Source organism: Bifidobacterium sp. ESL0682, from assembly GCF_029392815.1.
Taxonomy (GTDB): Bacteria; Actinomycetota; Actinomycetes; order Actinomycetales; family Bifidobacteriaceae; genus Bifidobacterium.
In genome coordinates this window covers 681,118-707,609 of the sequence record NZ_CP113942.1, presented here as the reverse complement: position 1 = coordinate 707,609, position 26,492 = coordinate 681,118, and the positions used below count along the sequence as shown (strand labels likewise).

At 50.2% G+C, this 26,492-nt stretch carries 16 protein-coding genes and 1 pseudogene; 2 read left to right on the top strand and 15 right to left on the bottom strand.

The annotated features are described in order from the left end of the window. The first annotated feature begins 25 nt into the window (after positions 1 to 25). Positions 26 to 1,363, top strand: coding sequence for a hypothetical protein (locus OZX57_RS02965; protein ID WP_277162650.1), 1,338 nt, complete (start codon positions 26 to 28; stop codon positions 1,361 to 1,363). A gap of 229 nt (positions 1,364 to 1,592) precedes the next feature. On the opposite strand, the gene OZX57_RS02960 is transcribed toward OZX57_RS02965, so the two are convergent. Together OZX57_RS02960 and OZX57_RS02955 are read right to left on the bottom strand one after the other, a co-directional pair. Then, positions 1,593 to 2,192: an NAD(P)H-dependent oxidoreductase gene (locus OZX57_RS02960; RefSeq protein WP_277162649.1), complete on the bottom strand. Its 600-nt coding sequence runs from the start codon at positions 2,190 to 2,192 to the stop codon at positions 1,593 to 1,595. 169 nt (positions 2,193 to 2,361) lie between these two features. Next, entirely contained in the window at positions 2,362 to 3,057 is a 696-nt protein-coding gene (locus OZX57_RS02955; protein ID WP_277162648.1) for a hypothetical protein, read from the bottom strand. A 565-nt stretch (positions 3,058 to 3,622) separates the two neighbouring features. On the opposite strand from OZX57_RS02955, the gene OZX57_RS02950 reads away from it, so the two are divergent. After that, positions 3,623 to 4,768, top strand: a complete 1,146-nt coding sequence (locus OZX57_RS02950) for a restriction endonuclease subunit S (RefSeq protein ID WP_277162647.1) — start codon at positions 3,623 to 3,625, stop codon at positions 4,766 to 4,768. Between the two features lie 11 nt (positions 4,769 to 4,779). Here the strand turns inward: OZX57_RS02950 and OZX57_RS02945 are convergent, their stop codons facing one another. The 13 genes and pseudogenes from OZX57_RS02945 to OZX57_RS02885 form a co-directional block, all read right to left on the bottom strand. Further along, positions 4,780 to 5,697, bottom strand: a complete 918-nt coding sequence (locus tag OZX57_RS02945; protein WP_277162646.1) for a site-specific integrase — start codon at positions 5,695 to 5,697, stop codon at positions 4,780 to 4,782. 59 nt (positions 5,698 to 5,756) lie between these two features. Continuing rightward, positions 5,757 to 7,001, bottom strand: a complete 1,245-nt coding sequence (locus OZX57_RS02940) for a restriction endonuclease subunit S (protein ID WP_277162645.1) — start codon at positions 6,999 to 7,001, stop codon at positions 5,757 to 5,759. A gap of 93 nt (positions 7,002 to 7,094) precedes the next feature. Beyond that, positions 7,095 to 8,765: a type I restriction-modification system subunit M gene (locus OZX57_RS02935; protein WP_277162644.1), complete on the bottom strand. Its 1,671-nt coding sequence runs from the start codon at positions 8,763 to 8,765 to the stop codon at positions 7,095 to 7,097. 17 nt (positions 8,766 to 8,782) lie between these two features. Continuing rightward, positions 8,783 to 10,132: a hypothetical protein gene (locus OZX57_RS02930; RefSeq protein WP_277162643.1), complete on the bottom strand. Its 1,350-nt coding sequence runs from the start codon at positions 10,130 to 10,132 to the stop codon at positions 8,783 to 8,785. After that, entirely contained in the window at positions 10,129 to 11,907 is a 1,779-nt protein-coding gene (locus tag OZX57_RS02925; protein ID WP_277162642.1) for a DEAD/DEAH box helicase family protein, read from the bottom strand. Before OZX57_RS02925 ends, OZX57_RS02930 begins: the two co-directional genes overlap by 4 nt. Before the next feature lie 365 nt (positions 11,908 to 12,272). Then, positions 12,273 to 13,981: pseudogene (locus OZX57_RS02920) on the bottom strand (ABC transporter ATP-binding protein). Between the two features lie 101 nt (positions 13,982 to 14,082). Further along, complete coding sequence (locus OZX57_RS02915; protein ID WP_348637177.1) at positions 14,083 to 15,288, bottom strand: ABC transporter permease; 1,206 nt, start codon at positions 15,286 to 15,288, stop codon at positions 14,083 to 14,085. A gap of 1 nt (position 15,289) precedes the next feature. Further along, complete coding sequence (locus OZX57_RS02910) at positions 15,290 to 16,387, bottom strand: ABC transporter permease (RefSeq protein ID WP_277162641.1); 1,098 nt, start codon at positions 16,385 to 16,387, stop codon at positions 15,290 to 15,292. A gap of 125 nt (positions 16,388 to 16,512) precedes the next feature. After that, positions 16,513 to 18,150, bottom strand: a complete 1,638-nt coding sequence (locus OZX57_RS02905; protein WP_277162640.1) for an ABC transporter substrate-binding protein — start codon at positions 18,148 to 18,150, stop codon at positions 16,513 to 16,515. A 373-nt stretch (positions 18,151 to 18,523) separates the two neighbouring features. Next, positions 18,524 to 20,149 carry an ABC transporter substrate-binding protein gene (locus OZX57_RS02900; RefSeq protein ID WP_277162639.1) on the bottom strand — a complete coding sequence of 542 codons (1,626 nt, stop codon included), beginning with the start codon at positions 20,147 to 20,149 and terminating at the stop codon, positions 18,524 to 18,526. 132 nt (positions 20,150 to 20,281) lie between these two features. Further along, positions 20,282 to 21,907: an ABC transporter substrate-binding protein gene (locus OZX57_RS02895; RefSeq protein ID WP_277162638.1), complete on the bottom strand. Its 1,626-nt coding sequence runs from the start codon at positions 21,905 to 21,907 to the stop codon at positions 20,282 to 20,284. A 320-nt stretch (positions 21,908 to 22,227) separates the two neighbouring features. Beyond that, the gene (locus tag OZX57_RS02890) at positions 22,228 to 25,881 is read right to left on the bottom strand and encodes a DEAD/DEAH box helicase (RefSeq protein WP_277162637.1); all 3,654 of its coding nucleotides are present in this window, start codon (positions 25,879 to 25,881) and stop codon (positions 22,228 to 22,230) included. After that, entirely contained in the window at positions 25,788 to 26,396 is a 609-nt protein-coding gene (locus OZX57_RS02885) for an SWIM zinc finger family protein (protein WP_277162636.1), read from the bottom strand. Before OZX57_RS02885 ends, OZX57_RS02890 begins: the two co-directional genes overlap by 94 nt. Positions 26,397 to 26,492 lie beyond the last annotated feature (96 nt).

The window sequence follows — 26,492 nt, the reverse complement described above, 5'->3', positions numbered from 1 at the left end:
CCGCCGCGAGGTGAGCGGGAATAAATTGACGTACGCAAAAGTGTCTAATTATTTGTCGGAGCGGAATACTCTGGGCGACTTCAGAAATGCCGCATTTACAAGGCTTTTAGACTGTTCAATGCCCAACCCTACACTTGAAGAATCAATAGGCATTATTCTGAATCGAGCAGCGTTGAACCCCACTTTTCACGTCATCAGCCCAGTCTCCTGGGCTCAAAACGCCTTCGCGGAGTATTTCGACAAAGCTCACATGACAAATAGCTCACATCGAACGGCGAATTTTCGTACTGTTGAGGCTGAATACATCGGTGACACCGAATATGGCGGCACTGGCTCTTCAGCATGGAATCTCGCGTGCGATTACGGATTTCAGCCCGAGCAAAATATCGCGGACGAAGATGCGGTATGGATTGCTCCCGATCTGCTGATTGCCCTCAACGCTTGGCGGCGCCGCCATAATATGCCGTCGCTACTATTCGAGGCACCAACAGCAGATTGGCTGAGTTCATTGCCGGTCGAGCTGACTGGACGAAAAGCCGTTACTACTACGGTTTCAGACATTCAAAACTGGACCGCATTCCCGAAAAGGTTTGGCGAGCGCCCATGGTCGCAGCTCGGCAACGGACGAGTGCCGGAATTCCGGGCCGCACGCAGGACTCTCCCCGTTCTGCAACACGACTTGCAGAACGCTCCGGACGATTCTTCGATCTCAATCAACACCCATATTCCCTCAATCACCGAGGAATGGTGCATCATCATTCACAACGGAATTGCCGTGGCGTCAAGCGGTTACTGCATCCATACCTCCGATGCCCCGGAAAGCCACGATATTCTGACGGTATTTGACGGCGCGCAATTCCACGAAGAATATCGAGCATTGGCTGAATCTCAAGCAACTGCAGCAGCTCAAATCAGCCAGCTGAACAATGCCAGCATCATCGTAGGATTTCGGGATTTAGATGTAATGCCAACAGACAAGGCATGGGCGAACCAAAACAAGTCAGAAGTAAACACATCGCTTCCAGACACTCATCTCACTACGCTCCACCACAGTTCCATTCGCTCGCTTGCATCAGAAACAGACGCGGTTCCGGACACTTCACTACCCAGCACATCTGCACAATCCCCTGCCGCATTCGTCATCGAAGCAGATCCCATATGGTGCACCACACCATATCCATTCCATACGGCCGAAGAAACGCACGCTTTTCTTCAAGCCATTGCTGACTCACGAATACAGCACCAACCAGCTGGCACATCCCAAACCCAAAGTCGGCATTCTCAAACCGTCCAAGCAGAGAACGTCTATTCCCCCGACCCGTGGATGGTTCGTCATAACGCGCATCGATATGATGCCTACTAAATCAGCCTAATCTCTACGAAATCAGAGCCCTATGCCTCGCCAATGAGACAATACACTGAGTGGAATCATTGAAATTCCAACATTTACAAAAGAAGTGGTCACCACTCATGAGCTGCGGCATAAACCATGCCAAATATACATTCACAGTTTCATGCCGCAAACTCGTTTGACGTTGCTAGCGCTCAGGCCTCTTGTACGAGCCTGAGCAATCGCGCAGCCATTGCCACACTCACGCCATCGAGGCGCCAAGCTCCTTGATACGCTCGATGTGCTTGGCCGCGGCTGCATGGGCCTCCGGTGACGGATCAGCCATCTCGAGGTTGTCGACATAGACCAACTCGGCGTCGTCAACACCGCAGTAATGGTGGAACATGTAGTAGATGACCTGGTTGTAGATGGCATCATGGATGCCAGACTCGTGGTACCACTGTTCGGAGCTGCCGGTAAGCATGATGAAACGGAACTTCTTGTCGGCAATCACGGACTTACTGTGGTCCGGATTGTAGCCGAAGTGGCGGCACAGCACGCGCTCCGTGAAGCCCTTCATCATCGCGGGCATCGAACACCAGTAAATCGGGCAGACCAGCGCGATGACATCAGCATCGAGAATCTTCTTCTGCAGCTCGGCCGCGTCATCTGGCATCGGCCCTTCATTCAGATACTGTTTGCGGTCAGCCATGCGATAGGTCGGATCGAACCCAATCGCATGCAAGTCAACGAACTCAGTGTCCGAGCCCTTGCTAGCAGCGCCCTCAAGAAACGCCTTGCCAATATATTGCGTCAGCGACTCCGGATCCGGATTCGCCGTAAATGCTAAGAATTTGCTCATGTCACCATTGTACGAACTCATTCCGATTTTCAAATTTTTCTTTGATCTGAACAAATACAAACTTAGAATTTATGAAAAGTAGGCCTTACCCTTTAATAGAAACCCAGAAGAATAAGACTATTTACTCATTCAAATCTCACATATTCAAAGAGAAAATGACATGTTCTTCTCAATAGGCTTTATTATTGGTTTCGCAAGAAAGGAAAATCGCAAAACTAATAATCGAATAAAATAAACCATAAAACCAGAAAAGCATCAAGACAAAACCTAAAATAGATAGAATCAAATTGTTTGGAAAAATTCTAAGAAGATTAGCACATAAAATATAAAAAGGTATACTACAGCCAAATAAAGCTCCAGAAAGAGGCGCAATAAAACCGAACCTAGGATTGTTTATCTTTCTTATCTCAATCATTTTGGCAAAGGCGGATTCCTCAGAATTAATTGCATATCCGCCTTCCACATGAATACGTGGCAAAAGAAACGTCCGAAAAACAAAGCTAATTTGTATTCGCTGCCAAAGTTGTTGCAATCCTACACAAAGGAAAATTCCTCCAACGAAAAAAATTACACATACAAAAAGATTTAACATCTTATTTTTTGTAAATATCGGATAAGACAAGTTATCCTCGTGTACAAAAAGTGACATGACCACTGCTAAAAGCAAAGTGCAAATAAAAAAGAGAACTGAGTAAAAAGTAAAAGCAAAGAATTTGCGAGGCTTAAATATTTTCTCAACTTCCGGATTGTTCTCTCCTAATCGTTCTCTTCCATATTCTTGAAATTGCTTCTGTAGCTGACGGGTTTCAAGTTTCTTTTGAAAATAAGACTTTCGCTTTTCTAAAAACTTTTCATCTTTCGGCATATCCAAAACTGATTTCAAAGAATCTATGAATAATATTTTCTTCCTAAGACGTTTATCAGTATTAAAAAAGAAGGATTTATTCCGAATTCTTTTATAATAAACAATGAGAGCAGAAACACAATCACAGCTACAGTTGCGCTCCACTGAAACTTTGGTGGCAAAATGTTTATAAATTTTCCTAGAATCTCTTCCACAATGCCCTCTCAGCCAAAATAAGAATAATATGTTTCGTTACATTAATCGTTTTCATATAAATAATACCGGCACGAAAGACGTGGAACACCAAAGCAATCCAGTTAGTTTATAAACGGTGGCCAAGTTGCCTATTCTCCATAAACGCCATAAATTCGAAACACTGACTGTACTTTCCACAACATCGTCCTTCGAAACAGACCAATCAGCTTTATCTCATATTGAGCACCTCCAAACGGTTTCAAACTATTCCAACCTTTGAGAACCCTGACATCATAATAACGATCAATATAATCTACAAAACCTTCGCCATCTGCATACAGATGCCAATCTGTTTCATCTTATACAAACCGATAAAAACGTATCTTTGCAAGTGCATTCTTGGGAGCAGCGTAAGTTAAGTGGGTATTTGTCCACGTCTGATTTAAAAAACCGTGAAGGAACTTTCTCAAAGAAAGATGTTTTATCGGTTTCAGGCAGAGAAGGCGTAGTAAATCAAATTGATTTTCAAGGTCGTTCGTTCGCGGGTAAATCTGTACGCGATTACAGAATTGTAAAGCATTTCGATATTGTTTACACGAAAAGCCCACTAAAAGAAGCACCTTTCGGAATAATAAAGACAAATCTAGGACAGGCAGGCATTGTCTCAACACTTTATGCAGTTTACTCGCCACTTAAGAATATATACCCACCGATAATTCAACGTTATTTTGAATCTTCTTCTCGTTTGAATAATTTCCTGCGCCCGCTTGTGAATAAAGGTGCAAAAAATGATATGAAGGTAAAGAATTCGGAAGTTCTTAAGGGGACAGTAATTTTGCCTTCCATTTCTGAACAATACCGAATTGATTTGTTTTTTAAGACGCTTGATGATCTTATCGCTGCCTGCGAGCGTAAAAGCGAACTCCTCAAGAAGCGCAAACGCTACTACCTGCAACAGATCTTCAGCCAAAGACTCCGCTTCAAAGGCTTCACCCAACCCTGGCAAGAGCGTAAGTTAGGAGCATGCGTCAGAATACGTCAAGAATCTTTGAATACAAATAATTCGGATACTGTAAAAATCGATATTGAACTTGAGAACTTATCTGAAGATAGTGGAGTTGTAACCGGAGATACGACAATACGTACTTCTTCAACTAGTGTGTTCAGGAAAAACGATGTTCTTTTTGGTCGTTTACGGCCTTATCTCCATAAATGGTGGCTTGCAACAGAAAATGGTGTCAAATCGGGAGAAATATGGGCTTTTACTTCTAATGAATTAATTCCATATTTCTTATATGGAATTATTCAGAGCCGAGCTTTTTTAACTGTTGCGGAGCAATCTTCTGGCACTAAAATGCCCAGAGCTGACTGGAAACATATAAGAGAAGCAAGCATCTTTTACCCAGACAACAGCGCTGAACAGAAGCTAATCGGTGATTTGCTATATATCTCCGACGGTTTGCTTCATAAACAAAGGAATCAGATTCTTCTATTCCAGACAATGAAGCAAGCTTACTTGCAACTCTTATTTATTTAATTAGCAAACGTCTACAGAGTACTCAAAAATTGCATTACCTTATCATTGTCTTTATTCTCGAGTTCGCGAATCACATGCAAATATGTGGTCTGAGTTGTAGTCATATTTGAGTGTCCTAATCGTTTGGCTACAGAAGCTACAGAAACTCCGGCATAAAGCAATAACGATGCGTGGGTGTGGCGGAGGCCATGCACAGAGATAACAGGGATATTGGCATCCGCGCACAGCTTTGCCAATCGATCATTGACTGTTGCATTATAGACACGCTTCCGCTGAACAAAGAAGGGCTCACTTTTTGGTAGCCCCTGTAGCAGTTGATTAAATTGCATCGCAAGCTGCCAGTCGATACGAACTTTGCGCACTGAAGAAGAGTTTTTAGTCGGAGCAAACTTTCCTATTGGAGACTTATAATCCCAAGTTTTAGATATAGAAATCTCTTGCTTTCGGAAACTAAAATCATTAGGCGTCAGACCTAAAGCTTCGGCAAACCGCAACCCCGTTTTAGCGATTAATAAAATCATATAATCCCAGTTGACGGAACTGTTTAGATCAAGTTCCTGAAGTAGCGCTTCTAATTCTTTTTCGTTTAGAAACTTTGGCTTATGGTTTTGAGTCTTAGTTCCTTTGATAACGATTCTTCTAGTTGGATCTTTCTGAATAACACCTTCTTCAACCGCATCCAGTAAGGCACTTTTTACTTGATGGTGAAAGTCTAAAACGGTTTGTCGTTCGTGCGTACAAGCATATTCATTAAGAAGTTCCTGGTACTTTATTCGAGTTATACTGCCTAATCGTAGATTTGGAACTAACTCTTTCAATTTTTTCTGAGTGACAACGTATTTGTGATAGGTCACATCGGTAACGGCACCCAGTTTATACATCTCCATCCACTGTTTGAAGTAAATAGGCAATGTTTGATTTTTATTCATTCTTATTCTCCGTTCACTTGTTTGTTAATAACAAGCGAACGGAGAATAGCATAAATTACTCAAATGAATAAGAAATGTAGGTAGTTTTGTTTTTTAAGATTCAGCAAACGAATGTATTTATCATTAACTGAAATATGCAAATCGAATATTGTTAAAAAAATGTTGATTTTATCTTGTTCATTTTTTGATGGGATCTTAAAACCAATATCGGAGAATTGTGGAAATTTTAAATTCCAAGTATCAGATGTTAATCCTTGCGAAAAACATCTGAACACATATAAGGCTCTGTTAGTTTTAAATAATTGATTACAAAAATAAGGATTGGTACTCATTCTTGGCTTCGCAATTGTGTATGCAGGGCTAACTATTCCCGAATATTTAGAAACCCCGCAGGCTCCTTGCCACATTCGCATTGTGTTATACGCGAGATCATTAGGTTCTACTTGTTTATAGTTTGACTTATCAGCACTCGAGTTGTCTTTTCTCTCCAACTCATTTGAACGAACAATGCCTTTACCAATAGTTACGGATAGCATCTCTCCCTCAGCTGATCTCTCTGCTCTTTCGTCAAACAGTTCTCCTAACTTACGCTCTTGCCAGGGTTGGGTGAAGCCTTTGAAGCGGAGTCTTTGGCTGAAGATCTGTTGCAGGTAGTAGCGTTTGCGCTTCTTGAGGAGCTCGGTTTTACGCTCGCAGGCAGCGATAAGATCATCAAGAGTTTTGAAGAACTCGCCAATCTGAGACTGCTCGGCAATATTATTGGGATATCTAAGCTGCGTCTGAAATAAACTTGAACGTGTTAAAGACAGTACCTTTACACCTTGCATGAGTCCCATTAATTGCTTTCTATACGCTGGAGAATTCATTGCGTAGGCGAGATAACCTATGCCCATCTTATTTAAAGGACGTAATGGAACAGTATGTAGACCTGCTACAACTTTTTGGCCTTTCCAAATACCCCTGATTTCAATAGTTCTTCCAACCGCACTATCTTCAGCCGTATCTGCAATTACTATGTCTCCATTTTGCAATGCCCTTTTTCCAGTAGAAACATTGACGGTATCTAAAATACTGGGGATATTTTCTTGTTGTGCATTCAGCAACATAGGATATTTAATAAGGATATCGCCATAATGAATGTCCTGAACGGAGCTTGGGGTTTGCGTCAAGGAATTACGTGAAATTGTGTTATTAGAAATGGTTGTATTAAATAGCTCTGATAACTTACGCTGCTCCCAAGGATCATTGAACCCCTTAAAACGCAGCTGCGGTACCAGTTTTTGGCCTTTTGGCTGTTCAGACATGGAACGCTCCTTCACTTACTCTGCTTCTTCAGCGTAAGTTGATCAAACAAAAATAAAAATACTGAAATGCTTACAGACCTATACAGTTAAAGATTACCGACCGTCTGCTTTATCAGTCGGCACCAGTTCCTTTACCATGGCATCGAACTTAGCTTGCAACTCGGCAATTTCCTTGTCGGTTTCAGCCAACTGTCGATTGACCTCATCAATGTCAATCGGTTCTTCTTCCTCGAATGTATCGACATAACGTGGAATATTGAGGTTGTATTCGTTTTCTTTGATTTCATCAAGTTGTGCAACATGCGCATACTTATCAACATCTTTACGCGCTGCATAAGTATCAATAATCATATCGATATCCTCATCACGCAGATGGTTCTGATTCTTACCCTTTTCAAACCCTTTGGAAGCATCGATGAAGAAGATATCGTCACGACTACGGTTTTTCAAGAAAACCAAAACAACTGTAGGGATCGATGTATTGTAGAACAGATTCGCAGGCATACCGATAACAGCATCAAGATAGTTCTTGTCGATTATCGCCTTACGAATTGTTCCTTCCGCAGCACCTCTGAACAAGACACCGTGAGGCAACACGATAGCCATTCGTCCAGAATCTTTTAGGTGATAAATGCAATGCTCTACGAATGCAAAATCAGCTTTTGATTTTGGTGCAAGTTTGCCGAAATCCTTAAAACGCGGATCCTTCATTTTCGATTCGGCATTATCCCAATGCTGGGAATATGGAGGATTGGCCACTACAGCATCGAAGAATAGAGGATGGTCGATGCCATTGGCATCTGTTCCATCAGGCCAGTCTGATTCCAGCGTATCAGCATTTCGCAGATTCATGCTTTCAAAACCGACACCATGCATCATCAGATTCATACGTGCAAGATTATAAGTGGTGCGATTAAGCTCCTGCCCATAGAATACAGTCGAGGCAAACTCAGTACGTGCAGGTAATTCCTTCTGTACTGTCAGCAACAATGAACCAGAACCCATTGTCGGATCGTACAAAGAAAAATTGCGAGCTGAGTTCCATAGAGGATTCTCATTTTTATTTAGCGCCTCAGCATCTTTGAACGTTACCAACCGAGCCAGAACACGGGAAACTTCATGCGGTGTGTAGAACTCCCCTGCCTTCTTACCGGAATCGCTGGCAAATTCAGAAATCAAGTATTCATAAACGTCACCCAGCAAATCATGCCCTTGTGCATCCATGAAAGTGACCGCATTAATCTTCTGGGCGATATTAGAAAGACTTTTGGCTCTTGCAGCAGTCGAATTCCCTAAGCTGGAATCGGAAAGATTAATGTCCGAGAACACGTCTCGGAAATCCTTCTCGCTCTTTGAATTATTCCTCTCGGCAGCCAATTCGGCATTGCGTTTGAAACTATCAAACATATTCTGAAAATAATCAGGATGAATCGTCTGATCTGCAATGCCTTGCATCATGGAAGTCCAAGTGTACTCAGGATCGATAGCGTAACCTAAATCATGAGCTATATCTTCTCGCCACTCTTCGATACCGTCTACAGGCGCTTGACGTCTGTACGCATCATTAATGCTCTCACCAGCTTTTACATCAAGCAAGTTCTCACTGGCGATATAGTTCTCCTGTTTATCAGAAAGATAACGGTAGAAAATAAATCCAAGAATATAATCTCGGAACTCATCAGCCGACATTTTGCCACGAAGGTCGTTGGCCATTGCCCATAACTGAGAAGTAAGCTCTTTAGCTTCATTCTGTACATCACTCATCAGTATTCCTCATTTCCTCAGTAATGGGCAACAACATAGTCCGCAAACTCACGGAATGCGGCACGGAACTCATTCCGGTATTTTACCGGAGACAGTTCGCGAACCGCCGAGTCTTCCGCAGCCTGTTTATAGACACGTCCCTTGGTGGCCATTCCGAGCAATTGTGAGAGTTCTTCACCATCACGTAAATCATCTGCATCAAGCGTGTGCCGCTCTAGCATCTTGTCGATAAGTAAATCGGCAGTCATGACGTCAACCAGTCCCCAATGATGTCGGAAATCAGCGACAGCGTTTTGACGGTTATTTTTTGCTCTCTGTCTGACCAATTCTTCTACAGAATTAGGGTGAACGGGATATTTGACATTCAAGTCCTCACCGTTCATAGCAGCATCAGCAGTGTCTTTCATCTGTCCGGCCAAACGACGATCTTCGAGTTGGTCAGTTGCACGTACGAATGTGCCATACGTTTCCTGAGCATCCTTACCTTCATGAACTTCATTGAGAACCTGAGCCAAAAGTTCAGCAATGTAGTCATAATTAATTTTCACTTCGGCAATATGCTCAACATCAAAGTCCAACATAGAAAGGTCAAGCACGTTATCCTTCGGATGCTTGGCGGCCCAATCCTTCAAAACATTACGTGCTGAATTATTAATCCAGTTGTCATTATCTTCTGAAATCCCAAGCTCATGGCACAACTTCTCAGGACGGTCATAATCATATTCCGTATACTGTTTCAGCTGGGAAACCTTGGTCCCGTACTTACTAATGAGATTCGCCAGCTCTTGCTTGGCGTTCTCGCTGGGAGGCACCTCGGTAAATCCATCCGAAAGCTCACGAATCTCATTCACAACTTTCTTTGCAACCGACAGGGTTTTCTCAAAATCTTCTGCAACAACACCAGAAAGTCCTGGATCGTCAAGTTCGCCTTGCACAGATGCAGATTCACGATTGGCATACACCTTCAACGCTGCATCCATCAATCTCTTGGAAGTTTCAGGCCAACGATAATTAACAATGATGCCCCACGGCTTATCTTTATGGTTGTCAATTCGGTTCGTACGCGAATAGGCCTGAATCAAATTGGCTCCAGCCAATGTACGGTCAACATACAATGTATTGACTTTAGGTGCATCGTAGCCAGTCAGTAATTGGTCAATGACTATAACTAAATCGAGCTTAGGCCCGTCATCTTCTCCACGAAGACGATTCATGACATCTTTGAAATAACCGTCAACGGTCTCATCATCATAAGAAGTGCCAAATGTAGCGTTATAAGCATCCATTGCACGCCGCAATCCCCTATTTTTCTCCAGCTGATGCTCGGAATTATCAGTCGCATATGAGAAAGTCACTGCTACATTCAAAGGATTCTTTTGCTCAGCGATGAGTTCCTCATTCTTTTTTGGAACTCATCAAAATATTGCAACGCCATCGGAGCAGAAGCTTGTAGACCACCAACATGAGTAGTTAAAATAGCACTATACTTGCCTTCTTTTGAACGATTACGCCAATGTCGGACAATATCGTCTACGACAGCTTCAACATGTTTAGCGTTATTATCGTATAAATCAGAATCAATATAACCATCAACCTCGTCAGGGGACATATTGGCAATTTTTTTATTGATGGCCTTTTCATTCCAATTCGGGTATTTTTCTTCCAACATTTTAGGCAAAAGTTCATCCTTGATTTCCGCCTCTTTAAGAGTATGTTCAAAATCAACCTTGAACCCAAGTACATTCCCGTCGGCAATTGCTTCACGGATGGTATAGGTATGAAGAACATCACCAAAAGCCTGTCGGGTCAAATCACCATCGAATACAGGCGTTCCGGTATAACCGACCCATGCAGATCGTGGGAAGCCTTTTTTAATCCGTTTGAGCATGTCACCGTTAGTGGAACGGTGAGCTTCATCTACGATAAAAACAAAATTCTTATCTGGAACAACAAATGAGTCACGCTTACATAAACGGTCAAGCTTTTGAATGGAGGTTACCACAATGGTATTGTTGGACTGCTTGCTACGCAACTTTTGTGCAAGAACTCCCGTATTAGCCGTGTCGGAAACAACACCGTTATTGTTTTCATCATCCGTATCAGGGTCATAAGCGTTGTATTTAGCGAATGTCTGATCAGTAAGAGCAACGCGGTCAACCACAAATACGACTTTATCGACGTTAGGTAGACGAGACGCCAACCAAGCGGTCTTAAAGCTACTGATGGTCTTGCCCGAGCCCGTGGTATGCCAAATGTAGCCGACTTCGTGTTTGTCGACTCCGAAGGTATATTTTTTCAAAGCGTTAATCACACGTTTGGTGGCATATACTTGATACGGACGCATTACAATAAGATTCTTATGCTTGGGATCCCCATCAAGAATCATGTAATTGGTAGCCATTTGATGGGCCATTGGGATGGAAAGCATGAGATCAGCAAACTCTCGCCAACCCCAAACAGGCTTGCTATCAGCTTCACGCTGCCATTGAAAAGCAAAATCCGTATTAAATGATTCGGAGTCAGTATTAGCCATATACAACGCCTGATCAGGCGTCATACCAACCAATATCTGAACTGTCGAAAAAATGTCACTAAACTGGCCTTCGTCGATATATTGGCGAATTTGATTCAATGCCTCATGCGCATCATGATGGTGGAACTTCTCTTCGATATGAATAACAGGTAGACCATTAATCAACAATGTGGTGTCAAAACGACGTTGCTTTCGACCTGCCAAAACCCTTGGATGCTCGATCTGATTGACAATTTGATAGACAGTATTCCCAGCCCCGACATTGGACTGGTCAAAAACCGTCAGAAATATATGGTCACCTTTACTGCCATCTGACTTATCATCACGGTCTACCTCGACCTGAGTGACACCATTCATACCATAAATCCAGCGTCCGGCTTCATACGGGGATCCAAGACCACAAATAACTTTCTTGACCTGAGCAAACTCAGTATCAGAAAGTGAAGTTCCTTGTAATTTCTCTTTGTTGTTTCTCTCAAGAATAGAACGAAAATTCATCCACAAGGCATCTAATGTTTTAACTTCTGGTAAGTATTCCCACTGCTTGGTTCCACCGATGGACTCGAGATGGTGAATCAGCTCCATTTCAAAATCGAGTTCGCTATTCACAAGATCTCTCCCTTGCATATCTCATCTATCCCAGTATAGTTTTCATGTTTACACTATCTTATGCAATTTACAAAGGCACCGACTAGAAATTCAACAAGTTTACTATTCTCTGTATAGGTCATTCATCAAACAACCTTCATAATCACGTCACTCGACCCAACCATTGTTTAAACCACCAAGTACAAAATGAGTAGCTCTGTATAGGTCATTCGTCCCTTGTCTCCAAAACTTTTAATCCAATAATACGAACAACAATAACCAGGAACAAAGTTAATCGGCATCCGTATTAAGAAAAACGCCTACCTTTGTGAGGAAATAAATTCTACACAAAGCTAGGCGCCTTAGTTATAGCTATTTAGTCGCTCTTACTCTTGCTCGCGCAAGCGATGGAGCTGGGCGCGACGCTCGCGCTGCTGGCGCGGGTCGGGGACCGGGAGTGAGGCCAGGAGCTTTTGGGTGTAGGCGTCCTGGGGGTGCTCAATGATCTGGCTGGCGTCGCCGTGTTCGACAATTTGGCCCTTGTGCATCACCATGATGCGGTCAGCGAGCATATCGACTACCGCGAGGTCATGGGTGATGAAGAGGCATGCGAAGCCGATCTCAACCTGCAGGCGCTTGAAGAGTTCCAAGACCTTGGCCTGAACGGACACATCCAGTGCGGACGTCGGCTCGTCGGCAATCAGCAGGGACGGCTTCAGAGCGAGGGCCCTAGCGAGCGAGGCGCGCTGGCGCTGGCCGCCGGAAAGCTCGTGCGGGAAGCGGTCCATGTAGACGCGCGGAAGCTGCACCATTTCCATCAGTTCGGCGACGTATTTCCTCGCGTCAGCAACCGATGCATACTTCTTGTGCACAATCAGCGGCTCGGCCACGTTTTCAGCAATGGTCATGAGTGGGTCGAACGAGCTGCCCGGATCCTGGAAGACGAAGCCGATGTCAGCGCGCTTGGACTTGAAATCGCGTTCCTTGACGCCATTCATCTCGACGCCGAAGACCTTCAAGGAGCCGTCGCTGACCTTTTGCAAGCCGGCGATGGCACGGCCCGTAGTGGACTTGCCAGAACCGGACTCCCCACCAGGCCGAGCACTTCGGAACGATGAATCTCAAAGTTGACCTTGTTAACGGCCACAAAATCGGGCTGCATCAGGCGGCCGGGATAGGTAACGCTCATGTCCTTGGCCTCGACGACCACAGGTTCCTTGCGCCAATCCACAGAACGCTTGACGACGCTGCCGTCGTTGTTCTTAACAACTAGTTTCTCACCGATACGCGGCACAGAAGCCAGCAGACGCTGAGTGTACGGGTCCTTCGGATGATAGAAGATCTGCTCCACATCACCCTGTTCGACGACGTGGCCCTGATACATCACGACCACCTGGTCGGCGATATCGGCAATCACACCCATGTTATGGGTGATGATGAGCACCGAGGCGCCAAACTCATCACGCGCAAGGCGCAGCAGGTCGAGAATCTCCATCTGCACGGTCACATCGAGCGCCGTGGTGGGCTCGTCCGCGAGAATCAGGCCGGGGTTCAAGACCAGCGCCATCGCGATGACGATACGCTGCTTCTGGCCGCCGGAGAACTGGTGCGGATAGTAATCAACACGGGTCTCAGCGTCGGGAATACCGACCTTTTTCAGGATCTCGATGGACTTCTCGCGAAGTTCCTTCTTGTCCTTCATGCCGTGGGCACGCAGGCCTTCTTCGATCTGCCAGCCGATCTTGAAGACCGGATTCAGAACGGAGTTGGGCTCCTGGAAGACCATGGCGGCTTCGCCACCACGGAGCTGCCGCAGCTGCTCTCCGGAAAGCTTCAACGCGTCAAGCTCGCCGGTGCCTTCCTTGTTGGAGATGTAGATTGCGCCGGAAGTCGATGCCGTGTCAGGCAGCAGCTTGATGATCGAGCGTGCGGTGACGGACTTGCCGGAACCGGATTCGCCGACCACACCGACCACACTCTTGCGCGGAATGGTGAAGGTAATGTCGTCAACGGCCTTAATGGGGCCTGCGTCGGTGACAAAGGAGACGCCCAGCTTATCGACCGAGGCCAGCATGTCCTTGGAAAGGTGCGGCATCACGGCGTTCGCTGCGGCTTGGCCGTAGGAAGTCTCTTTGGCGGCGTCAGCAGACTTTGAAGCCTTGCCGGCTTCGGCTTGTGTATTGTTCGTTTCGCTCATTATCGTTCATCTCCCTGACGCTGAGCGTCCGAATACTGTCCTGCGGCTCCTGAGGAATTCGGAAGACCAGGGACAACGGGATCGTCCACGACCGCAGTCGCGATATCACTCGTGTCGTTCGCATCGATGGTCTTGCCGTCGATTTCCAAGGCTACGTCGTCGCTCTTGTTCGGATCGACGGACGTATCTTCAATGGAACCGATGACCTCGGCTGCGGACTTACGGGCGCGCAGACGCGGATCGGCAAGATCGTTGAGGGACTCGCCCACCAGCGTGATGCCCAAGACGATGAGCACAATGGCCAGGCCTGGGAAGATGGCGGTCCACCAGATGCCGGCGGTGACGTCAGCGACGGAACGGTTCAGATCGTAGCCCCATTCGGCGGCCGCGGTCGGCTCAATGCCGAAGCCAAGGAAGCCGAGGCCTGCGAGTGTGGAGACCGCTTCCGAAGAGTTCAGGGTCAGGATGACCGGCAGCGTACGCGTCGAGTTCTTGAGCAGGTGCTTGGTCATAATCCTCCAGGTGGAGGCGCCGACCACGCGTGCGGACTCGATGTAGGCGGATTCCTTGATACGCATCACTTCGGCGCGGATGGTGCGGAAGTACTGCGGAATGTAGACCACGGTAATTGAGATGCCGGAGGCAAAGATGCCGCCCCACAGGCTGGACTGGCCGCCCGAGATGACGATGGCCATCAGGATGGCGAGCAGCAGCGACGGGAAGGAATAGATGGCATCGGCAATCACAACGAGCACGCGGTCAATCCAGCCGCCGAAGTAGCCGGAGACCAGGCCGAGCAGCACACCGACAAAGATGGAAAGCAGGACGGCGACGATAATCGCGATGACAGCGGTACGCGCACCCCAGATGGTACGGCTCAGCACGTCGAAGCCAGCAACCGTGGTGCCCCATGGATGAGCGGCGCTGGGCGCTGACTGGGTCGGGAATGCCTCACCGTTGGCGTCCTTGATCTGCGCATAGCCGTAAGGTGCCAAAACCGGCGCGAAAATAGCCACGAGCACGAAGAAGATAGTGATAACCAGGCCGGTGATGAGCATGCCGCGCTGCCAGCCGACCGACATACGCAGTTCGCTGATCAGGGGCAGCTTGGAGAACCAGGACTGCTTTTTCTTGGCGTTAAGATGTTCCAGACGTTCGTCATTGGAGAGCGAAACGGCGCTGGAAGCAGAAGTTCCTCTAGACAAATCAGTACCTCACTCTCGGGTCAATCAACGCGCTGATGACGTCGACGATGAAATTGACGACGGCCACGATGACGGCAATCAGAATCACGATGCCCTGCACCGCTACGAAATCGCGGGCTTTCAGATATTGCGAAAGCATGAAGCCAAGGCCCTTCCATTCGAAGGTCGTCTCGGTCAGCACCGCACCGGCGAGCATCGTTGCAATCTGCATGCCCATCACCGTGATAATCGGAATGAGCGCGGGACGCCAGGCGTGCTTGGAAAGCAGACGCTTCTCGGAAACGCCGCGCGAACGTGCCGCCTCGACGTAACCGGAATTATAAGTAGAAATGACGTTGGTGCGGACCAAGCGGATAAACACACCCGCGGTCAGCAAGCCGAGCGCGATGGCTGGCAGAATGGCGTGCTGAAGCACATCGCCGAGCACCTTCATATCGCCCAGCTGCAGCGCATCGATGATATAGAAGCCTGTCGGCGAAACCAATCTGCCGAACTGCATCTCACTGTCGATCGAGGAGCGTCCGGAACTCGGAAGCACACCCAGCCAAGAGGAGAAGATGAGCTTCAGTACGAGGCCGAGGAAGAAGACCGGGGTGGCATAGCAGAGGATGGCGAAGACCCTGATGCTGGCGTCGGAGGCGTGATCACGATGTCGAGCAGCCACACGGCCCAGGCCGATGCCGACCACTAGCGCGACGATCAGCGCCAGGATGGCGAGCTCGAAGGTCGCAGCACCATAGTGCACCAGAATCGAGCTGACCGGCTGATTGTCGGTCAACGTGGTGCCGAGATCGCCGTGCAACAGTTTCCAGAGATAGTCGCCGTACTGTACGATAAGCGGGCGATCGTAGCCAGCGGCGTGAATACGACGCTGCAATTCCTCGGGGCTCAGCCTGCCGCCCTGTGCGGCCGAAATCGGATCGCCGGTGGCACGCATAACAAAGAACACAACGGTAACCAGAATGAACACTGTGGGAATGATCAACAGGAATCTTGTCAGCACGAAGCGGAAAAACCCGCCTGACAACCTGTTCTTCTTAGGTTTCTTTGCCTCTGATGGCGCTTTTGCGTCCACCTGATCGGCAGTCTTTTCAGACATATCTTACCAATTCCTCAAATTAATAACATTTAAACAGCATGATACCGGCCCGTACTGAAAAGCCGTAACCGGTATCAACGCTGAGATGTCAAATCCGCACAAAAACGAATTATCTATTTATTTTATCAGGACTTGACGATAGAAGCGTAGCGGAAGCGGAACGAGCCGTCCAACACCACTCCCTTGATGTTCGGCGCGGTTACTGCAACCTGTGAACCTTGCAACAGCGGAATGACCGAAAGATCATCGGCGGCCATGTCCTGAATTTGTTTCAGTATCTCGACGCGCTTGGTCTCGTCTTGTTCACCCGCCTCCTTGGCAATCAACTCATTCATCGTGGTGTTCTTGTAACCGTTATTGACGAAGTTGCCATCACGGAAGAACGGGGAAAGATAGTCGTCGGGATCCGGATAGTCCGGGAACCAGCCGGCCTGATAAACCGGGTAAGCGCCGTCAGACTTCGCGGTGACCACACGGTTCTTGTTGTACTGGTCCCATTCGGTCTGCTGCAAATCGACCTTGAACAGGCCACCCGACTCCAGCTGGGACTTCACCGCGGCATACTCATCAGCCGAAGCCGCGCCGTAATGGTCGCTGTTGTATTCCAACTTCAAATCGACAGGGGTCTTCACTCCGGCCTCGTCCAAAGTCTTCTTGGCCTTGTCCAAGCTGGGCTTTCCGTGACCATCGCCATATTTGGCCTTCAGCGTATCCTCATGGCCGGTAAGCCCATTGGGAATGTAGGAATACATCGGGCTGTATGTGGTGTTCTTGTAGACGCGCTTGGCGATGGATTCGCGATCGAGCAGATCAGCGAACGCATGGCGAACCGCAGTGGCCTTCTTCGGGTCAGGATTGGATGTCTTCTCGCCATAGGGCATGATCTTGAAATTGAAGGCGATGAAACGCTCCTCACCACCGGGGCCCTTGACAACCTTGACCTTGCCACTCTTCTGCAAATCCTGGATATCGGTCGGGCTCAGCGTTCTGGACGCCACATCGACAGAACTCTGCTGCACGGCCATCTTGAGGTTCGAAGGATCGGCAAAGTACTTGACCTGCACGGTCTTGTTCTTGGCAGGGGTCAATCCCTTGTAAGCCGGGTTCTTGGAGAACTGCGCGCTCTCGTTCTGCTTGAACTGGCTCAGCGTGTACGGGCCGGCGAAGCCTTGACCCTTCATGATCTCGTCACTGGTGGCCAGTTTGTCGGCAGGATAGATTTGATGATCCACGATCGGACCCGCGGGGCTGGAAAGCACCTGCTTCAGCGTCACGTCGTTCGGCACAGACGAAGTAAAGACCACGGTGGTGTCATCCGGTGCATCGACGGACTTAATGTTGGCGAGCAGGGATGACGGACCGTTCTCATCGTTGATCTTCTTGACACGGTCGAAGGTGAACTTCACATCCTGAGCGGTCAACGCATGACCGTTGGCGAACTTCAGGCCGGGCTTGATCTTGACGGTGAACTTTGTGCCATCCGCACTCCAGTTTCCGCCATCGGCCGCGATATCCGGGCTCATTTCGGAAGAATTGTAGTTCTGCGCATACAGGAACGGATAGATCTGGAATTCGACGGCATATGAACCGTTATCGAAAGAACCAGCAGGATCGATGCTGACGACCTTATCGGTGGTGCCGATAGTGATCGTCGAAGAATCCTTTGCGGACGACGACGCGTCTTGTTTCACTCCACCGCAGGCCGCGAGCGACGTCAAAGCCGCCACCGCCGTGAAGGCGGCCAATATCTTCTTATGTTTCATAGAAGGTAACCTCTCTTAGTTTCAGCAATCGGAAATAACGAATTATGCGAGAATAATGAATATTCACAACTTCGAAAACACAAACATTACGTAAAACTCCAACCGAACGTCTATGCCATCCCCAATTACTGCCATTATGAAGCAGAGATTCAGGCAGACGTAGTTTATCTCACTATGCGAAACAGATAATTAGGGAATTGGACACCAATATTCATAGAATATTCATCACAAATTGCATAATTTTATCGTCATTGATAGTTGGATATACCGCAAAACGGCCCGTGTGCCTGATGCTTTGGAACTGCCAAAAGCATCAGGCACACGGGCCGATATCTATTTCGTCGAAGAGATTTATTCGACGCTTTACTTCAGATCAGGACTTGGTAATCGGAGCATAACGGAAGCGGAACGACGGATCGAGCACGACGCCCTTGACGTCCTTGCCCATGACCGCAACCTGATCGCCCTGCAGCAGTGGGATGGTCGAGAGATCCTTGGTTTCCATATCCTGAATCTGCTTGAGCATCGTCATGCGCTTGGAGTGATCCTGCTCGCCCGCCTGCTTGACGATCATATCGTTGACCGCCTTGTTGGAGTAACCGTTGTTGACGAAGTTGCCATCACGGAAGAACGGGGAGAGATAGTTGTCAGGATCGGAATAATCCGGGTACCAGGAAAGCTGATAAGCAGGATAGCTACCGTCGGAATCCTTGCTGACGTTGCGCTGCTTGTTGTACTGCGTCCACTCGGTCTGCTGCAGGTCGACCTTGAACAGGCCACCCGACTCAAGCTGGGACTTCACCGCGGCATACTCGTCTGCAGAAGAAGCGCCATAGTGATCGCTGTTGTACTGCAGCTTCAGGTTAATCGGGGTCTTCACGCCAGCATCCTCAAGGGTCTTCTTGGCTTTCTCAAGGCTCGGCTTACCGTTGCCGTCACCATAAGCGGCCTTCAGCGTATCCTGCTTGCCGTCCAAGCCGCTAGGAATATAGGAGTACATCGGGGCGTAGGTGCCCTTGTAAACCTTGCTGGAAAGCTCGTCGCGATTGACGAGGTCGGCTACGGCCTGACGCACCGCGAGCGCCTTGGTCGCATTGGCTTCCGGGGTCTTCTCACCGTAAGGCATGATCTCGAAGTTGAAGGCGATGAAACGCTCCTCGCCACCTGGCCCCTTGACGATCTTGACCTTGCCGTCTTTCTTCAAGTCCTGGATGTCGGTTGGAGTAAGCGTACGCGACGCGACATCGACCGAACCCTGCTGCACGGCCATCTTGAGGTTCGAGGCATCGGCGAAGTACTTGACCTGCACGCTGCCGTTCTTCGCGGGGGTGAGGCCTTTGTATGCGGAGTTCTTTTCGAACACGGCGAGCTCGTTGTCCTTGTATTGCGACAGCTTGTATGGGCCGGCGAAGGCGTTGCCGTTGACGATATCGGCCGCAGGCGTGAGCTTGTCGGCGGAGAAGACCTGGTCATCGACGATGGGGCCGGCAGGGCTGGAAAGCACCTGCTTCAAAGTGACATCGTTTGGCACGGAATCCTTGAACACTACGGTGGTGGGATCCGGCGCGGAAACCGACTCGATGTTGGCCAGAAGCGAGGCGGGGCCGTTCTCGTCGTTGATCTTCTTGATGCGATCGAACGTAAACTTCACATCCTTGGAATCCAGGGAGTGACCGTTGGCGAACTTCAGGCCCGGCTTGAGCTTCACGGTAAATTCGGAACCGTCGGCACTCCACTGGCCACCATCGGCAGCGATATCAGGTGACAGCTTGGCCGTATTGTAATTCTGCGAATACAGGAACGGGAAAATCTGAATCTGGACCATATATGATCCGTTATCATACGAGCCAGCGGGATCGACGCTGACGACCTTATCGGTGGTGCCGACGGCAATGGCCGAACCCGAAACATCGGAATCCTTCTTCACACCGCCGCAAGCGGCCAAAGACGTCACGGCGGCGGCCGCCACAGCCATCGCCAGAATCTTCTTATATCTCATTTCGTTTCCTCTTCTGTTCAGTATGGCAACGATTCAAATAACAACACATTTAGCATAGACTTGTAGAGCGAAAAAGCCGCGCCACCGGACATCAGCGACGCGGCACAACATTCCTCTATATATCAGAAAATATCAGGAATTGGTGATGGGAGCGTAACGGAAACGCGATGCAGTGTCGAAGGTCACACCTTTGATGCCGGGCGCGGTCACAGCCATCTGGTTTCCCTGCAAGAGAGGCAGGGTGGAAAGGTCCTGCGTTTCCATCTGCTGAATCTGCTTCAACATATCCACGCGCTTGTCTTGGTCCTGCTCGCCGGCCTGTTTGGCAATCAAGCCACTGATGGCGTCGTTCTTGTAGCCGTTGTTGACGAAATTGCCGGCACGGAAGAACGGGGAGAGATAGTTGTCGGGATCGGAATAGCTGGGATACCAGCCCATCTGGTAGGCAGGATAGGAACCGTCGGAATCCTTGGTGACCACACGGTCCTTGTTGTACTGTCCCCATTCGGTCTGCTGCAGGTCGACCTTGAACAGGCCGCCCGCCTCCAGCTGGGATTTGATGGCCGCATACTCATCGGCTGACGACGAACCGTAGTGGTCGCCGTTGTACTGCAGCTTCAGATTGACTGGGGTTTTCACGCCGGCCTCGTTCAAGGTCTTCTTGGCTTTCTCGAGGCTGGGACCGCCCTTGCCGTCGCCGTATGCGGCTTTCAGGGTGTCGGTATGGCTCATCATGCCCGAGGGAACATAGGAATACATCGGCGTGTAGGTGCCCTTGTAGACCTTCGAGGCGATTTCCTGGCGGTCAACCAGATCGGCCACGGCCTGACGCACGGCAAGCGCCTCCTTCGAGTTCGCATTCGGGGTCTTCTCACCATAGGGCTGAATCAGGAAGTTGAAGGTGATGAAGCGTTCCTCACCGCCAGGGCCCTTGAGAACCTTGACTTTGCCGCTCTTCTTCAAGTCCTGGATGTCCGTCGGGGTCAGCGAGCGCGAAGCCACCTTCACATCGCCCTTTTCCACTGCCATCTTGAGGTTCGAGGTGTCGGAGAAAAACTTGACCTGCACCGTCTTGTTCTTGGCAGGGGTCAGTCCTTTATAGGACGGGTTCTTTTCGAAAACCGCCATTTCGTCGGGCTTGTATTGGGTGAGCCGATAAGGGCCGGCGAAGGCGTTGGCCTTGATGATGTCGTCGGCCGACGTGGCCTTGGTGGCCGAGAAGACCTGATCGTCGACGATGGGGCCGGCTGGCGTGGACAGCGACTGCTTCAGCGTGACATCGTGAGGCACAGCGGAGGTAAAGACCACGGTGGTGGGGTTCGGAGCCTGGACCGACTTGATGTTGACCAGAATCGAGGAAGGGCCGTTCGGGTCATTGATGTTCTTCACGCGATCGATCGAGAACTTCACATCCTTGGAATCCAAGGTATGGCCGTTGGCGAATTTCAGGCCCGGCTTGATCTTGACGGTGAACTGCGTGCCGTCTGCACTCCAGGTGCCATCATCCGCGGCGATGTCCGGGGACAGCTCGTTGGAGTTGTATTTCGGCGCGAACAGGAACGGGTACATCTGGATATGCATGTTGTAGGACCCGTTGTCGTAAGCCGCGGCCGGATCGAGGTTGATGACCTTGTCGGTGGTGCCGACGGTGATGGTCGAGTCCGACGTGTCGGCAGCCTTCTTGACCCCACCGCATGCCGCAAGCGAAGCCAGCGCGGCGACGGCCGTGAAGGCCGCAAGAACTTTTCTATATTTCATGAAGAACCCTTCTCTTACCTATCCATTCGTCGAAAATGCCGGAGGATACCCGGCCGCGGCAAAGATTTCGATGAAACAGCGTACTACCGGCACCTACCGGAACGTTTCCCATTCTTCGAAAGATATCAACCACACGATTCGATGACTGCCCTTTATTATAAGAGTCGAGGCGCGCCGACCGGCTTGCACGCCTATAAGCAAATCTTGTAACCATTTATAAGTTTCGCAAATCTACTCTGTTCAACTTATTTATGGCATTCATCACACTTGCGGTGTTAATTTCATTGCGGACATTGACTGCATGAACAACATCATCACATTCATCCCAGCAACTGCAGCAAATCGTCCTTGGTCAGGTTCGAAATGCCAGCGGACGTACCGGTGCCGGCGTTGTCGACGAAGCGATGGGCGAGGTCGCTCTTGGACTGCTGCATCTTCAGGATACGTTCCTCGATGGTGTCCTTGGCGACGATCTGGTAAACGTTGACGTCCTGGGTCTGGCCGATGCGGTGGGCACGGTCGGTGGCCTGCTCCTGCGCGGCGGCATTCCACCACGGGTCGGCGTGCACCACCACGCAGGCACCCGTAAGGTTCAGGCCCGTATTGCCGGCCTTCAGGGAAATCAGGAAAACCGGGGTATCGTCGGAGTTGAACTGGTCGACCAGCTCGAGGCGCTTGCGCTTCGGGGTGGCACCGGTGATGACGTTGTAGGCGACACCGTTCTTGCGCAGACGCTCGGCAATCAGGTCGAGGAAACTGGTGAACTGCGAGAAGATCAGCATCTTGCGGCCGGCATCCTGGCAGCTGGAGACCAGCTCCTCGATGGCGTCGAGCTTCGCCGACGTCACCTTCCGAGGTTTGCCGATAACACCAGGGGCTCCGGAACCCGTCCCCGACAAATCGTTATTGCCGACAATCGCATTGGCCGAGGCATCGGCGGTCTCATTGAGCTCGTCAATCGGTGCATCGTCAGCACGTTCGATCTCACGGCTCGGCGCACCCCAGACATGCGCGTCCTTTTTGACCACGTTGCTGCCGACATTGCTGAAGAGCAGGCGCGGGTCGCAACAGGCCTGACGCATGCGGGTGAGTTGGGCCAGGATCTGAATCTTGCCCGTCTTATATTCGATGTCGCGCTGCTTGTTGAGCGTGGCGCGCAACTGCTGCTCGAGCGCGGCGTACAGTTTGCGCTGCTCCCCCTCAAGCTGAACGGTAATGACGTTCTCGATCTTGTCCGGCAGGTCCTTGAGCACCTGCGACTTGAGACGACGCAAAATGAACGGACCGACGAACGCCTGCAGTTTGACCTGCGCATTTTCATCGCCGGAAAGAATCGGCATCTCGAAACGGTCGCGGAAGTGTTTGTAGGCCCCCAGCATTCCGGGCATGAGGAAATCGAAGATGCTCCACAGCTCGGAAAGCCGGTTTTCAATCGGCGTTCCGGTCAGGGCGAAACGATGTCGGGCACTGATCGAGCGCACGGCATGGGCGGACTTGGTGGCGTGATTCTTGATATACTGCGCCTCATCAAGCGTCATGCAATAGCATTCGAGGCCGTCGTAATCGTCGATATCACGGCGCAGCAGGTCGTACGAAGTAATCAACACATCGGGCGCGACCCATTCATCTTCGGCATCGATATCCAACAGCTGTGGACTGTCGGCGCCCTGCCAGCCGTCATCGGCCGAAACGGATGTAGCTGAATCGTCAAGATGAGTAGTTGAAACCAAGGCCCCCTGAGCCTGCTCCCCCGCAACCGACGGATGAGAAGTCAGCAGCTCCGCGTCCGAGCCATCGAGCATCTGATTGTGGTTCAGAGGATCGGTATTTTCCATTCCCGAGTTTTTCCTGCCCTCATACCAGGACTTGGTGTTTTTGAGCGTCGCGCGACGTTCAGCCTTGGACCCGGCGAGCACCTGCACGTTGAGTTCTGGCGCAAATTTGGCACATTCCGCGGCCCAGTTATAGACCAGCGATGCCGGGCAAACGATGAGGTTCGGACCGATCTTGCGCTGCTCGTCGTGCCGAGAAACCAAATACGAAAGCATCTGCACGGTTTTGCCCAGGCCCATCTCGTCGGCAAGAATGCCGCCGAAACCCTTGTCGGCCACGGCGTTGAGCCACCGGAAGCCTTCGACCTGATAGGGACGCAGCACCTGTACAAGCGATTTCGGCACCTGATAAATCTTCGGATCGATGACGCGCAGATCGTTCAGGTAACTGCGGAATTCGTCGCTCTTGTCTTCATCTTCCGACTCATTGTCGAGGTAATAGGCCTCGTAGGCAGGTACGGAAACGGCACCTGAATCGAGATCGACAGGTTTCAAGCCCAAATCGCCGGTGACCTCATCAAGCTTGCCGGTGTCGACGTCGGCCATATTGACAAAAGCACCGTTGCGCAGACGGTGGAACTTGCGCCGCTTGCGATAGCTGTTCAAAAGTGCCGGCACTTCCGAGGGGTCGATTTCGTCGGCAATCGGCGAAATTTCGACCAAACCGGACTTCATGGCCAAGCCAATCTTGAACACAGGATGCGGTGAGGAGGTGAGCCCATCAAAACTCGGGGTGGAGAACACCTCTCCCAGTCCACGCAAGACGGGAAGACCCTCGTTCAGCAGCTTGTAAATCGCCTTGTCGTCATCCTCACGGATTCGCGCTATCGGACCGTTCGGCATCGGGAAATACTGCCGCACGGCCTCCACGGCCAAGCGTTCGGTTTCCTTGTCCCTGGCGACCGGCTCGTCCGGCCCGATGCCGGAGAACACATGGAAACGTTCATCACCGTAACGCGCCTGCACGTCGCAGGTGATGCCGTTCTTGTCGCGATCGAGGTACGTTTCGATATGGCAGGGCACACGGCGCATTTTGACTAGTTCCGATGGCAGCTTGACGGCGATACCGTGGTGCGAAGTGCCGCGCGAAGCAGCGGGTGTCAGGTCGTCGGTCACCGCAGATTGCGTGTCGGATTCACTGTCGTCGCCGGATTCGTCGGCTTCTTGCGAGGCAATCGGATCAAGCGCGGGAAGCACAGTACGCGAGAACTCTTCGATGTCATCGCCACTCAAGTACAAATCGCTACGTTCGTCTCCGGCACAGAGCACACCGAGCAGGTTGCGGTTCGAGACCATCGCACTCGAACAACGATGAATCTCAGGAGTATCCAAACCAAAGGAAACACTGGCGTCCGGCGAGCCAACGACCACGAACGACGAGGCACGTCCGATGATGAACTTTTCGACATTGAGGGAATGACGAATCACATAGCCCTGCTTTTGCGGCGATCCCTCTTCGCCTCGTCTTACAGGCTCACGATCCAGAGACGCCACACCATCTGTTTCATCATTCTCATCATTGGATCGAACGACTTCAAGGCCCAGATCGGGATCGCCGTCAACCACATGAACCGGAATGGCCGAGGCGAAATTGCCATGAAGCGGCACATAGTCCAACGTCACGTCGGCATCCACGAACAAATCCAGCAGTTCGGCCGTCTCGTCGTCCGAGAGCCGCATTTCCTGCGCTTCCGCTTTGCTCTGGTAGAACTCATAATCACCGGAAACGCTTTTGCGAATCTCGATGGCACGGCCGAGAATGGCCAGAATCGAACGCGAGCGCTCATCGAACGAATCACGGGAATGCACAAATGCGAGCTTTTTGCCGTAGGTGACGAATTCGCGGCGTTGTACCGCCTCGACCAATGCGCGCACATCCTTGACAACATAGGAAATGCCTTTGGACGGCACCGCAATATGCAGGCGCAGATACCAGTCGCGGCCGGAGTTCTCCAGCATCGGGCGCAGCACAACCGAGCCGATGGGCATGTGGCGGCTCAGCGCCACCCCGCTGCCGATGTCGCCGGCGGCGCGGCTGCTGACTTCTTTCAGAAGTTCCAGCTGACGATTCTTCGCCTGTTCCTGAAGCTGGGAATCCTCCTGTTGCATGAACGAACGCAGCGCACGCGATGTGCGACGCACCACTCTGTTCTGGCGAGCGTCTGTCCCCAGACTCCCCGAGAACTGGAAGCAGTCACGCCGTTGCCCAATTCCTCGAACTTCTGCGGTGTGTCATTATATTGCATAATCAGCGCGACGACGTGCTTGCAGATTGAGCCGAAACGACCGAACGCCGGGCAAGTGCAATTTGAATCGAGGATTTCTCCATGGTTCTCATCGATTCGGGCGCTCACCACGTAATCGTCCGCGAATTCGTCCGCTGCTTCCACCGAGGCAGTCAGCAACGTTCCGTTCTCGCTGGGCGTGCAGGTTAGATGGTGCATGCGTCCGCTGGAAATGACCTCGTAGGCACGGTAGAAGCTCTTGCCGCCGCGCTGCCGCAGAACCTTTTCGGGAACGGCTGGCTCGCTGGCGCCAAAAGTCACGCCACCGTCAGGGTCGGCAATGTCGCCGAAAGTATCGCTGTCGGACGCCCCGAGCCCGAATCCGCCCGAGCCTCCGGTTCTCGACCCATATACCGACGCATGCCAATCCAAATCGTGTTCCCCTTCGCCGCCATTTTGCTTTCCGATTCTCGCCAGTCTCGATATCGTCAAATGTCATCGCCGAATATCAAAGACCGCAAACTTCTA

What these genes read in the sequence shown, in the direction of transcription:
- OZX57_RS02955 (WP_277162648.1), bottom strand. Translation starts at nt 3,057, where the DNA reads ATGCCGAAAGATGAAAAGTTTTTAGAAAAGCGAAAGTCTTATTTTCAA.
- OZX57_RS02940 (WP_277162645.1), bottom strand. Translation starts at nt 7,001, where the DNA reads ATGTCTGAACAGCCAAAAGGCCAAAAACTGGTACCGCAGCTGCGTTTT.
- OZX57_RS02910 (WP_277162641.1), bottom strand. Translation starts at nt 16,387, where the DNA reads ATGTCTGAAAAGACTGCCGATCAGGTGGACGCAAAAGCGCCATCAGAG.
- OZX57_RS02935 (WP_277162644.1), bottom strand. Translation starts at nt 8,765, where the DNA reads ATGAGTGATGTACAGAATGAAGCTAAAGAGCTTACTTCTCAGTTATGG.
- OZX57_RS02960 (WP_277162649.1), bottom strand. Translation starts at nt 2,192, where the DNA reads ATGAGCAAATTCTTAGCATTTACGGCGAATCCGGATCCGGAGTCGCTG.
- OZX57_RS02895 (WP_277162638.1), bottom strand. Translation starts at nt 21,907, where the DNA reads ATGAAATATAGAAAAGTTCTTGCGGCCTTCACGGCCGTCGCCGCGCTG.
- OZX57_RS02900 (WP_277162639.1), bottom strand. Translation starts at nt 20,149, where the DNA reads ATGAGATATAAGAAGATTCTGGCGATGGCTGTGGCGGCCGCCGCCGTG.
- OZX57_RS02905 (WP_277162640.1), bottom strand. Translation starts at nt 18,150, where the DNA reads ATGAAACATAAGAAGATATTGGCCGCCTTCACGGCGGTGGCGGCTTTG.
- OZX57_RS02945 (WP_277162646.1), bottom strand. Translation starts at nt 5,697, where the DNA reads ATGAATAAAAATCAAACATTGCCTATTTACTTCAAACAGTGGATGGAG.